Annotated in this window: 10 protein-coding genes; 6 read left to right on the top strand and 4 right to left on the bottom strand. The window is 69.3% G+C overall.

Annotated elements, in window-relative coordinates:
* Window positions 1-7: 7 nt before the first annotated feature.
* The 4 genes from ACFQ80_RS05625 to ACFQ80_RS05640 all read right to left on the bottom strand — a co-directional run bounded on the left by ACFQ80_RS05625 (window position 8) and on the right by ACFQ80_RS05640 (window position 4,199).
* Entirely contained in the window at window positions 8-331 is a 324-nt protein-coding gene (locus tag ACFQ80_RS05625) for a hypothetical protein (protein ID WP_430562886.1), read from the bottom strand.
* A 224-nt stretch (window positions 332-555) separates the two neighbouring features.
* A complete protein-coding gene (locus ACFQ80_RS05630; protein WP_430562887.1) occupies window positions 556-918 on the bottom strand; it encodes a hypothetical protein in 363 nt (120 codons plus the stop codon).
* 401 nt (window positions 919-1,319) lie between these two features.
* Window positions 1,320-2,984, bottom strand: coding sequence for a hypothetical protein (locus ACFQ80_RS05635; RefSeq protein WP_430562888.1), 1,665 nt, complete (start codon window positions 2,982-2,984; stop codon window positions 1,320-1,322).
* Between the two features lie 105 nt (window positions 2,985-3,089).
* The gene (locus ACFQ80_RS05640; RefSeq protein ID WP_430562889.1) at window positions 3,090-4,199 is read right to left on the bottom strand and encodes a replication protein RepA; all 1,110 of its coding nucleotides are present in this window, start codon (window positions 4,197-4,199) and stop codon (window positions 3,090-3,092) included.
* A gap of 1,045 nt (window positions 4,200-5,244) precedes the next feature.
* Here ACFQ80_RS05640 and ACFQ80_RS05645 point away from each other — a divergent pair.
* From ACFQ80_RS05645 to ACFQ80_RS05670, 6 genes are all read left to right on the top strand, one after another.
* Window positions 5,245-7,110: a hypothetical protein gene (locus tag ACFQ80_RS05645; protein ID WP_430562890.1), complete on the top strand. Its 1,866-nt coding sequence runs from the start codon at window positions 5,245-5,247 to the stop codon at window positions 7,108-7,110.
* Between the two features lie 628 nt (window positions 7,111-7,738).
* Window positions 7,739-8,680, top strand: coding sequence for a ParA family protein (locus ACFQ80_RS05650; RefSeq protein WP_430562891.1), 942 nt, complete (start codon window positions 7,739-7,741; stop codon window positions 8,678-8,680).
* Window positions 8,681-9,003: 323 nt separating this feature from the next.
* Complete coding sequence (locus tag ACFQ80_RS05655) at window positions 9,004-9,351, top strand: hypothetical protein (protein ID WP_430562892.1); 348 nt, start codon at window positions 9,004-9,006, stop codon at window positions 9,349-9,351.
* A 35-nt stretch (window positions 9,352-9,386) separates the two neighbouring features.
* On the top strand, window positions 9,387-10,085 hold the full coding sequence (locus ACFQ80_RS05660; RefSeq protein ID WP_430562893.1) for an SAF domain-containing protein: 699 nt from the start codon (window positions 9,387-9,389) through the stop codon (window positions 10,083-10,085).
* A 4-nt stretch (window positions 10,086-10,089) separates the two neighbouring features.
* Entirely contained in the window at window positions 10,090-10,884 is a 795-nt protein-coding gene (locus ACFQ80_RS05665) for a hypothetical protein (protein ID WP_430562894.1), read from the top strand.
* A partial coding sequence (locus ACFQ80_RS05670; RefSeq protein ID WP_430562895.1) for an ATPase, T2SS/T4P/T4SS family occupies window positions 10,881-11,847 on the top strand: 967 nt, incomplete at its 3' end. The genes ACFQ80_RS05665 and ACFQ80_RS05670, both read left to right, overlap by 4 nt.

Consider the following 11,847-nt stretch of genomic DNA (forward strand, 5'->3'; position numbering starts at 1 on the left):
GCTGGCGTCAGGCTGGGCTGTGGTTCGGGCCGGCCTGCTCGATGAGGTTGGGCTCGATGCAGGTCTCGAGGTGCCGACCGGTGCCCTCGGTGCCCAGGCAGTCCGGACACACGGCACTGTTGGGCACGATGTCGGATGCCGGGGCACGGCGCCCCAGCAGGTGGGCGAGCTCGGGCGCGACGTCGATGACCTCGATGTCCACGGACCACTCACCGGGCGCGGTCCAGTCGTCCCAGACCAGGCCGGTGACCGTGCAGTCGGCGACATGGTCGGTGGGCATGCGGTGGCTGCCGGTGTGGTCGTGGTTCCACGCGTGCACGCGGATCTGCACCTGTGTCCCCACTTCGACCGGGGCCGAGGGGCGCGGTGTGCGCCGACGCGCGGGTGTGTCCTTCGGGTGTCGCGTGGCGGTGGTCATGCGGGTGACGGTGTCCATGGCTGGCCTTCTCTCGGTAGCGGTTCTGCTACCTGGGGGAAGGTGTCGGCCAGGGTGCTCGTGTGACGCCCTCCAGGAGACCTGGTGGTCAGCGTGACCGCCGCGGGGGCCCTGCCGTCTCAGTGACGGCCCTCGTCGCGGTGGTTGTAGACGGTCATCACGAGGTTGGTGATCCGCACTCCGGACTTGTCCAGGTCGGGGTAGCGGTGCTGGACCTGCGTCTTGAGCCACCCGAGCGCGTCGCCCTCGAAGCCGCGCGAGCGACCGAGCACGCTGCTGACCTGGTAGCCGTGCTTGGACCCGACGGTCATCGAGTGCCCGTTCGACAGCTGGATGTCGAACTTCACCTTCTTGCGGTCCCACCGCTGGCCCTTGGCCGCGGAGCGCAGCCGGGACACGATCGTGGCGTTCGCCTGTTGACGCCCCTTGGCGTCGCGGGTCTTCGGGGCGGTGAACTCGTACTGGCGGGCCCCGCCGGCCATGGGTGTCATCGACTCCGAGAACCGGCCAGGCCTGAGCCTGCGCGGGGGCTCCGCGGGCACCCGGGTTCCGCCACCGGCAGACGCCTTGGCCCGCACGGCAACCACGTGCCCGTCCTTGCCGCGACGACGAGCGGGCGGGGCGGCGACACGACCGCGTTCGTGCAGCTGAGTCACGGCGCCGCGGTAGGCCTCGCCGGAGGTCTCCCCCGACAAGATCTTGCGGACCATCCGGGGCGAGCGGTCGAGCATCCGCGCGAGCTCCACGACACTCACTCCGCGGCCTCGCTGGCGGCGCAGCATGTCCGCCACGCTCAGCGCCTCATCACTCGGCGGTGCCACGATCGCTCGCCTCCTCGTTCAGGGGCCGGGCCCCACGAGCGCACATGCACGCGGGTTGCAGGTCAGACATCGCTCTCCCATCCGGGCACACCGGCGGCCTCGGCCTTCGCGCGCAGCACGTTGCGGGCCTCGAGCCCGGTGGGGGTGGGCACGTCGTGCAGGACGCCCTTGATGCGCAGCCGTCCTACCTTGCCGTCGTCACCGCCGCGGTCATCCGGGACCGACGGGTCGACTGGCTTGGCGAAGTTCGGCACGACGCTGGAGTAGATCGCGTCACCGTTGATACCGATCAGGGTGGACGGGCCCATGGCCAGCACTCCCCCGTTCCACGTCTTCCCGCCGCCGAGCGGTGAGCTCAGCACACGGGCACGGGCGCGGGCCCAGACCTGGGCGGCGAGCTCGGGACGGTAGAACGCGAGCTCGCGCGCGTTGTGCTCGCGGCCGGGCATCTCGTAGGTGAACGCGTCGCCGTAGCGCTGCATCGTGTCGGCGTAGTCGGCGGGGATCTCGTCGACGGACCACACCGTCACCGTCCGGCCCCGCAGCCGGGAGGCGAAGTTGCCGATGGTCTGGATCAGCATGGACCGCAGCGCCGCCGCGACCGCTCGCCGGACCTCCGGCTCGATGTCAGGGCGGGTGTTCACGCGCTCGCGAGCACGGGTCATCCGCTCGGCGAAGGTGTCCAGGACCCGGCTCTTCCTGAAAGCGACGCCCTCGAGCGGCTGGACGAACCATCCCGCGTCGCGCGCGATCTTGACCTCCACAGCGTCAGCCCAGGTCTCGAACGTGGTGCCGGGCCGGTTCGGGTAGTGCCAGCCCGCGGAGACTTGTGCGTGCTTCACGCCCAGCAGGCCGACGTGGTCCCAGGCGTCCGGGATGGTGAAGCGCACGTAGTAGCGGGCGCGGGCGTACGGGTCACGGTCCAGCAGATCAGCGGCCGCGGCGCGGTTGAGCCGCACTGCTGGCATGGTCCCCAGCTCACGGCAGCACGCGGCGTACATGAACCGGCCGTCGACGTAGGAGAACGTCTCCAGCTGCGGGGTGGCCTCGGCGTCGAACAGCGCCAGGCAGTCCCCGCAGTCGCACCGGTCGGGGCCGGTGGTTAGGTGCTCGATGCGGTGCTGCCCGGCGGTGAAGTGCAGCTCGTCGGCGATGTCCTTCGGGATCGGCTCGAGCTCGAACGGCTCGCCGCCCTGGACAGGGCCCTTCCCTCCCGGGCGGCGGCCACCGATCGTCTTGGGCAGCGACAGCGCCCAGGCATTCGCGCCGGTGCTCGCAGGCGTCAGCGCCATGACAGCGTGCGGGATCGCGTCGGCCAGCACACGCGCCGTGACGTCCCACGCGTCGCGTGCCTGCATCGGGCTCAGATCGCTGGTGGAGAACCACTCCTCCACCGTGCGCACCTCGAGCGAATCCCCGGAGAGCTCGTTGACGAACCTGCCGGTGACCGGCTTGTTCAGCCAGTGCCCGCTGGCCTTCCACCCCGGCGTCTTCGCGATGAGCCAGTGGCTCTTACCAGGCACGACCTCAGGCACGGCGCCGGTGAGCATGATCCGCTCGGCACCCATGGTGTGCGCGGTGTCGAGCAGGTCGGTCAGGTTCGGGTACTTGCGGCGCTCGCCGATCTTGGGCCTGATGCTCGTGCCGTTGTCGGTGACGCCGCGGCCGGTCTTGTAGTCCAGCCACGCGGTGCGCTTGGGCCTGTAGTCGAAACTGATGGGCCGCATGGTGTGCCGACCTCCTGCTCGGTCCGGAATTCTGCAGTCACCGTAGACGAGGCTCCCCCCACCCAGGGGTCCTTGTGGGCACCCAGAGAGCGTGGAGCGGGGCACTCAGCGCTTGGGGCGCGAGCCGGTGGCGGTCGGGTCTCCCCCTGCCAGGGCTCGCGCGGCACGGGTGGACACGTGCGGTGCGGACGGGAAGAGGCGCAGCCCGGCGTCCTCGACGTGTACGTTCGCGGCCGGATAGAGGGCGCTCACCGCGGCGAGGTTCTTTACGAACGTCTCCTTGAACTTGCGTCGCCGTGCGAACTGCCCGCCGAACTGGACCTCCAGAGCGCTCCATGGCACCAGGGTGGAGCGGGACAGGTAGCTCATCCGGTGTGTGAGCCAGGTGTAGATGTCCAGGCGCATCGGGGCGCCCTTGAGGGCACGCAGGGCGCGCAGGTCGACCGGCACGGGCGTCTGGACGATCGAGCGGTAGAACTGCGGGGAAAGCGTCACCGTGTTGCTCCACAGCGCTCCTTGGTCGTCGGAGATGTCGCCTCGGCCGGGCAGCCACAGGTCGAACGACTCGGCGACGGAGAAGTTCTGTCCACCGACGCGATGACCGTCGCCCTCGCGGTGCACTTCCTGGATCTGCATCGTCGCGCCGACCAGGCGGTAGATCTGGTTCTTCAGCCGTCCCGCGTCGCGCCCGTTGTGCCCCAGGCCGAGCCGCCCCATGAACTCGTTGAACGACCCTCCGAGGTCCAGGCACGGGTTCTGGGTCCGCACGGCCTCGGTAGCCATCCAGGACAGCAGATAGCGCGGTAGAACGCCGAAGGGGTACCCGTCCTCGGACTGCCCGTCAGGCCCGAGGATCGTGGCCGGGCGCATGATCAGCGTGATCGCCCCGTTGCGTCGTTCCCACCGAGGCACCGCCCCTGGGTCGGAGTACGGCAGGGCGAGCTGCGTCCAGATCCGGGCCGCATAGCCGATCTCCCCCGCTGCCGCGGCGTCGCTCGTCTCGATCTCGTATGCCGCCTCCACGAGCTCGCTCTCCCGACGAGACAGCCTGATCGGCGTACCGCCCTCCCCCGACAGCGGCACAGGCACCGCCGTGGTCAGGGGTTCATGGCTGGTTGCTTGAGCGTGAGCCTTCGCGAGTGCCACGAGGCCGCCAGGCAGGCCGTCATCGACGCCGTCCGAGGTTCCCGCAGCCGGAGCGGTGGTGGTGGACATCGGGCGGGTCTCCTCCGTGTCGGGTTCCTTCACCCCTGCGGAACGTGTTCAGGAACCCTCGGTTGTGACAGGCGAGAGGAAATCTCTTCTGGCTCTTCGACGAGCTGCGCCCGCCGTCCCCAGATCCACAAGGCCCACGCCGACGACTACAGGTGAGATTTCTACAGGAGATTCTAACTACAGGGGAAGGCCGATTTATGGGCTCTGACCTGCGCAAACACGAGACCTGCGCCCCCAGATACACACCACGGTGCGCCCCCAGACACACATGGATAACTCGACACTCCTCTCCTGGCACGCCCGCGCGCCGAACGGTGCGCCCCCAGATACACACACGCTGACCTGCACAGAGACCCGCTGCGCCCCCAGATACACACGTCCCGAACGCGCCCGCCGTAGGGCGCCCCCAGACACACACGGATAACTCGGCCCATCCACAGGTGGTCAGGTACATGCAATGCAGGCAGGCTGCACGGCCGGCCGACGGTCGGCCGATCGACCACCTCGTCGGTCCGTGCGCCCTCCGGGCAGGGGTTGCGGCGTCCGTCCGTCCGGGCGCTCGCGGCCTGGCACGCCCCCGACGCAGCACGGAGAAATCTCCGGGAGAAATATCCGCCACGCCGGTCGCGTCGCATGCTCATGCGCAACGCGGCGTGGTTGGGTGCTCGCATGGCTAAGGCAGGAAGGCCCAGCAAGGGGCCACGTAGAAGGGTCGAGGGGTACGTCCCTGAGTCCTTGGCGCCCGCCTACCGGTCCGCCAAGGAGCAGTCTCCGTACCGCGACGACACCGACTTTGTCGCAGCGATCATCGCTGAGTACCTCGGCAAGCCCGAGCTCCGCCCACAGCCCACCCGTGTTCAGCAGGAGGTCCTCGACATCCCTGCATAACCGCAGAAATGGAGAGGCCCGCCCCCCGGAGGGGGCGGGCCCAAGTTCAGAAGTCCATCACCCTGGTTTGGCCGCCGGGAGGTGATGGGCCCCGATTGACGCACCCGCGGGTGCGTCGTACTACCTGGGAGCGATCATACCCACTCCAGTCAGCCGCGTGGGCGACACGCCGACATTGGCGCACCCGGACAGCGGCACCCCCACAGAGCAGTGGGCCGCCACCGCGCGCCTCATCGCGGGCCGTGCTCGCGTACGCGTGGGCAGCCGCGGACGCCGCAACGGCGCCTGGACCGTGGACTACCCCGCCCGTGGAGAACGGCCTCTGACCAGCGTCCTTCCCCTCAGCGGGCCCGCCGCGGTCCTGGTCTACGGCGACGACGGTTGCTGCCAGACGCTGTGCCTCGACCTCGACCTGAACGAACGGTCCCCCGAGCAGCTCGAGGCCGAAGCCGCGAACCTCACCCGCTGGCTCACCGAGTGCGGCGCACGCGTGTTCACCGACCTCTCCCCCGCCGGCGGCCGCCACATCTACCTGCCCATGCGCGAGCGAGTGGCCTACGACACCGCCCGTGAGGTCGTCGAGGCGCTCGCACGCCTCTTCCCCGCGATCGACCCGGGCCCCCACCGCTCCGTCGATTCTGGCTGCATCAGGACGCCGGGCAGCCTGCACAAGGCCGGTGGCCACCAGCAGCTCACCACGTCCCTCAGCGCCGCCTACGACGCCCTCAAGCGCCCGAACGGCCCCGACGTCCTCCAGGCCATCCAGATCCGACTGCGCCCGCAGCTCGACGCCTTGCGTACCGAGCGCCGCACCGACGTGGTGGCCGACGACGTCGACGACCAGCGGCACCAATCCGACTCCCCCGCCGGCCGCATCAGCGCCCGCATCCTGCAGATCGCCCGCGCCGGCGTCTACGACACCGCCCGGTACCCCAGCCCGTCCGAGGCCCGCGCTGCCGTCATGGCTGCCGCCGCCCGCGCACGCCTGACCTTCACCGACGTCGTGGCTCGGATCGAGGACGGACGGTGGCGAGGGCTCGCGGCTCTGTACGCCCACCACTCCGACCGGCGCCGCCGCATCTCCCGTGACTGGCACGCAGCGAGCACCTTCATCAGCCGCTCCACCGCACCATCACCACAGGTCAGACCCCACGACGACCTAGGGAATTCCACTGTCCGTAACTCCAACACGAGCAAGCCTTCATCACAGGGGGGGCGCACCACCCAGCCTCCTGGACCCGCAGTGCATCAGCTGATCCGCACCTGGCGAGCGGCCCTGTACCTGACCGAGCAGCATCACTTCCCTGGCCGGCGCGGCTACGCCGTGCGCTGGGTCCTGCGAGCTCTTGGCGGATTCGCCCACGCCAAGGCCTCCACCGAGCTCGCGGTCGGGACCCGAGCTCTCGCGGTGGCCTCAGGACTGGACCACTCCACGGTCTCTCTTGCCCTCAAGGTTGCGGAGCGCGCCGGCTGGGTCATCCGGGTCGCCGCAGCACGTGGAGAGAAGGCCGACATGTGGGCCCTCGCCCTGCCCTCTGACCTGGCAGAACGCGCACCCACCCTGCGCTGGGACCGCGGCAAGTCACACTCACTGCGACCCGCTTTCCGCGAGCTCGGTCACGTCGCCGGCTTCGTTTTCGAGGCGATCGAGCTTGGCCGCGCGGACACGATCACAACGGTCGTCGAGACCACAGGTATTAGCCGCAGTGCCGTCCACGACGCGATCGACACCCTCAGTGCGTGGGCACTCGTCGAACGCACCCCCGCGGGGACGCTCCGGGCCCACCCAGAGCTCCTCCCACAGGTCGCGGAGCATCTGGGCGCCCAGGTGACCGTGCAGGCGCAGATCGCCGCCTACGCGCAGCAGCGCCACACCTGGCGCGCCTACCTGCACCGGTTCGACCCAGAAGCTGCGCCAGCGGACCCGCTGAGCGCCATCGAGGACGCCTGGTGGACACCGCCACCAGATCCCAACACCGAATGGACGATCCTCGACGCCACCACCTACGCACGCGCCGGTTGACCGTCCACGCTGAGGCAGCAAACGAGCTGCCAAGAGTCTGCCGACCGCGGATGAGGTGCCTGTGCCCAGGCTGCAGGTGCAGTGCAGCCTGGGTGTGCACGCTGTGCGGCGCTGCCAGCATGGCAGCAGCAGTAGGCCACCACATATCCCACCACTCCAAGTGCACACAGGCAGCACGTGCACACCATGACATCGGCAGTACGAGTGCAAGCGCAAGGCAACACAACAGGTGGAAAGCAATACGGATGGTGCAGGCGGCAGGCACCTATACCGCGGGGACAACCATGGGCGACCCAGGGACCGCAGGCACTTGTCACGCAGGCATGCCGTAGGGCCTCCTCACACAGACGGCGGCCCATCTGCTTCGAAGAGCACAGTGGCCCACAGGAGAACCAGCACACAACCAGCAGGGCAACACCCGGCAATCCGCACACGCGACACAGCCCCAAAGGTGGGCGACAACAGGCCCTCCGGTACGGGAAAGTAGCCCTACTGAAGACACGCCCACCACGAGGGGGCGGGGACCACCACCACCGACAGCACACCAAGAAAAACCACAACCGCTGTCACACAACAGGCCCCCACCGCACCTTCCCCCCGTGACGGGCTCACCTAGGAAGGCACTGGAATGACACCGAGCAAGGCCGCGCTCGACGTAGCAGCCGAACCAACGTCTGCCACGCGCCCGCCGATCTTGATGATCGGCAACAACAAGGGCGGCGTGTTCAAGACCGGAACCGTCGTACAGCTCGCCGCAGCCCTCGCACGCAAGGGCCTGCGAGTCCTCGTCATCGACTTTGACCCCCAGGCCAACGCCACCCGCCGCCTCGGCATCACGATGGACCCCAACAACCCCATCGCCACCGCCTCCGAAGCCGTCGCCGCCAACGCCGAAGGCGTGGGCGAGGACGCCACCGTCCCCTGCGGCTGGACCAACGACGCGGGCACCCCCACCACCGAGGCCCAGCTCATCGACGTCATCCCCAGCCGCATCGACCTCAGCAACCGCGAAAGCGAAGCTGGAGCCGTCGGTGCCATCCGCCGCCTCCAGAAGGCGCTCGCGGGGGAGTGGCTCGCGAAGTACGACGTCGTGCTGATCGACACCCGTCCGAGCCTCGGTCACCTGGTGCAGATGGCGATGGCTGCGTCTGACCACGTGATCCTCGTGACGGACCCCATGTTCGACGGGGTCGACGGCGCGCTGAAGGTCGCCAACTTCGTGAGTGAGCACGCGGTCGACATGCACAACCCGAACCTGAAGGTCTCCGCCGTGCTCGTCGCCCGCTTCAAGGGCACCGCGGAGAACCGCTACCAGGTCGAGGGCCTCAAGGAGGCCTTCGGTGATCGTGTCTGGGCACTCGAGGTGCCGGCGACGCGCAAGGAGAACGGCAAGGAGGTGCCCACGGTGATCGACTGGATCCCGGAGTGGACCCGCTTCTCTGAGGCAGACGGCGCAGGAGTCTCGCTGTCTGCATGGACGGACAAGAAGGGGCGCGCACCGATCCAGCTGTTCGACGTCCTCGCGGAGCGCGTCATCCGTGAGTTCGTGGATGTGGAGCTGGCAGCATGAGCGCCCCGAAGCGTCAGCGTCCGTCGCTGACCCCGAACGTCGAGTCCATCGTGAAGGACCCCGCACGCCCCGCTGAGGCGCCGGCCGCCCCCACAGTCACCGAGCCGCAGCCCTCCATCGAGGCGCCCGCCCCGTCTCAACAGACGGCGCCCGCCGCGGTGGACGCACCGGCTGCCCCGGCTCGTCGCAAGCGTGCGCCGCGCAAGCCGAAGAACGAGCCCGCCGCCAAGTCGGGGGAGACGTCGAAGCCGAGCGTCGCGAAGGCGAAGCCACAGGCGGAGGTACGTGTCCCTGACCCTGGGACGAAGGGACCAGAGGACGTCATGAGCGCCTCGAACGTGCACATCCCGGTGATCCTGGACGCGCCGGTGAAGACCGCGTGCCGGGAGCGGGGGATCTCTCACGGTGAGCTGATCATTATCGCGATCGAGGCGACCTACGACCGCCTCGACGACCTCGTGAACCCCGGCACGCGCGCCGGCGGGTCGCTGTTCGCGGCTCGCCGCGGCCGCGCAGGGCGCTCGTCCGACGGGCCCCTCACGCCCCTCAACTTCCGCATGAGCAAGGCCGACTTCACGGTCCTGGACAACCTCACAGAGGAGTTCGGAGCGAGCTCGCGCGGCCACCTCATCACGGCGGCGCTCAAGGCCTACCTCGGCGTCTCCGCCTGACCACCTACCTCGCAACCTTCGAGAGGCACGAACCGATGACCACCACCACCTCCGCAGAGGCCACACGATCGGCCCGGCGCGGCTCCAAGGCGGACGCCGAGCCGCCGGCCACGCCGGCCGTGACGTCGGCTAAGGGACGTCGCCGCCCGATGATGATCGTCGGCGCGGCCGCCGTGATCTGCTTCGGTTCCCTGCTGAGCGTGTGGGCCTACAGCTCCACCTCCGACACCCAGGACGTGCTGGCCATGCGCCAAACCGTCGAGCGGGGGCAGGTCATCACGGCCGACGACGTCATGACGGTCAAGATCAGCGTTGACCCCGCCCTGCACCCCGTGGCCGGTGACGACCTCGACACGATCGTCGGGAAGCGTGCCGCGCTCGACATGCCCGCCGGGATCGCGATCACCGCCGAGCAGATCACCGACAAGCCCATCCCGGCGGACGGCACCTCCGTGGTGGGTATCAGCCTCACCGCAGGCATGCTCCCCGCCCAGCAGATCCGGGTCGGCGACCACGTCCGCGTCGTGACCACGCCGGGGGAGGGCGGCGAGGTTTCCACCAGCACCGCCGCGGAAGCCGTCCCCGCCGAGGTCGTCGGCATCAACGACGACGACGTCACCGGCAACACGATCCTGAACGTCCAGGTGCCTGCTGACCAGTCGCCCGACGTCGCCGCCCGTGCCGCAACCGGCAAGGTCGCGATCGTCCTGGACACCGACCAGCAGGAGGGCTGACCCGATGTCGCTCATCGCGCTGACGTCGGCCTCAGCCGCCCCCGGGGCCACCACCTCTGCGCTCGGACTTGCCCTGCACTGGCCGCGCCCCGTCGTCTTGGTCGAGGCCGACCCGTCGGGTACCCGTGCGCTCAACGCCGGGTACTTCCGGGGTGGACAGTTGCCGACCAACGAGACGATCGTCGACCTGGCCGTATCTCAGCGTCAGGGCACCCTCGTCGAAGACCTCCCCGGGATGCTCTTCACCATCCCGGACACCAGTGTCCAGGTCCTCACCGGCCCGCTGCGCCAGAACCAGTCCCGCGCCCTCGACACCCTCTGGGAGCCTCTCGCCAGCCTCCTGAAGTCCCTCGAGCGCAACGGCCAGGACGCGATCGTCGACCTCGGACGCCTCGGACTTGAGAGCTTCGGGCACAAGCTCCTTGCCACGGCAGACCTGGCGCTCTTGACCACCCGAAGCGACCTCCCCGGCCTCGTTGCTGCCAGCTCATGGGCACCGGCCCTCCGCCGCAGTTTCGACAACGCGGGCGCGCCCCAGGCCATCGGTGCGCTCATGATCGGCCCGGGGCGGCCCTACACGGCCAGCGAGGCCAGCCACGTTCTCGACCTCCCGATCATCGCGACGCTCGCGTGGGACCCCGACACGGCCAGCGCCTACTCCCACGGTGCTACGCAGCACCGGAAGTTCGCCTCGGCGCCCCTGAACAAGTCCCTCCGTGCAGCCGTGCAGTCCGCACAGTCCGCCCTCGCCAACACCCGAGCCCAGCTCGAACTGACCACCGACGGGAGCCAGCGATGAGCGACCAGCCCAACAACCTCTCGTCCTTGCCTATCTTCGGCGATGCCGACCGGGAACCCCGGAACCGGCCCACCACGCATGCGCTCGCTGGGACCATCGACGCCGCCCGCCCGGCAGTGCCGACTCCCGCAGCAGCGACGGTCGCCACCACGGCGAGCGCCGTCACGGATCTGCCTGTCGGACTCGGCTCCACCAGCACCACCACGTCGACGGACTCGGGCGCCGTCGACTGGAAACAGGTCGCCCTGCTGCGCTCCCAGGCGTCAGAGCAGCTCACAAACCGGCTGGGGGAGGAGCGTGGCATCGACCTGGACGCGGAGCGGGAGCTCGGTCGGTCGATCATCCAGGAGCTCGTGCAGTCGACGGCGGCCGACCGGATCCACGAGGGCGAGCCCGCGTGGAGCCTCGTCGAGCAGGAGCAGATGGCCGAGTCGGTCTTCAACGCGCTGTTCGGTCTCGGCCGGCTGCAGCCGTACGTTGACGACGACACGGTCGAGAACATCATGATCAACGGCGCGGAGAACGTCTGGCTCGAGAAGACGGACGGCATGCTCGTGCGCGCCCAGCCCGTTGCGGACTCGGACGCTGAGCTGCTGGACTTCCTCGCCTTCGTCGCCTCCCGCAGCGAGGTCAACGCCCGAAGCTTCTCCTCCGCCAGCCCGCGGCTGCACATGCGGCTCGACGGCGGCGCGCGCCTCGCCGCGGCCGCCTGGGTGACGGCCCATCCGTCGGTCGTGGTCCGGCGTCACCGCATGCGCAAGGTCACGTTGGACGACCTGATCGGGCTCGACATGCTCACCCCGGTCCAGGCGTCGCTGCTGGCCGCCGCGGTCAAGGCTGGCAAGTCCATCGTCGTTGCCGGCGCGCAGGGCGCCGGCAAGACGACCATGGTTCGCGCGCTGTGCTCGGAGTTCGAGTCCCACGAGAAGATCGGCACCTTCGAGACAGAGTTCGAACTGCACC

It is taken from the genome of Isoptericola sp. NPDC056578, assembly GCF_042793275.1.
Classification (GTDB): domain Bacteria; phylum Actinomycetota; class Actinomycetes; order Actinomycetales; family Cellulomonadaceae; genus Isoptericola.

Bases quoted from the DNA above. Each gene is read 5' to 3' on its own strand.
- ACFQ80_RS05630 (WP_430562887.1), bottom strand. From the start codon at position 918: ATGGCCGGCGGGGCCCGCCAGTACGAGTTCACCGCCCCGAAGACCCGC.
- ACFQ80_RS05635 (WP_430562888.1), bottom strand. From the start codon at position 2,984: ATGCGGCCCATCAGTTTCGACTACAGGCCCAAGCGCACCGCGTGGCTG.
- ACFQ80_RS05640 (WP_430562889.1), bottom strand. From the start codon at position 4,199: ATGTCCACCACCACCGCTCCGGCTGCGGGAACCTCGGACGGCGTCGAT.
- ACFQ80_RS05650 (WP_430562891.1), top strand. From the start codon at position 7,739: ATGACACCGAGCAAGGCCGCGCTCGACGTAGCAGCCGAACCAACGTCT.
- ACFQ80_RS05655 (WP_430562892.1), top strand. From the start codon at position 9,004: ATGAGCGCCTCGAACGTGCACATCCCGGTGATCCTGGACGCGCCGGTG.
- ACFQ80_RS05660 (WP_430562893.1), top strand. From the start codon at position 9,387: ATGACCACCACCACCTCCGCAGAGGCCACACGATCGGCCCGGCGCGGC.
- ACFQ80_RS05665 (WP_430562894.1), top strand. From the start codon at position 10,090: ATGTCGCTCATCGCGCTGACGTCGGCCTCAGCCGCCCCCGGGGCCACC.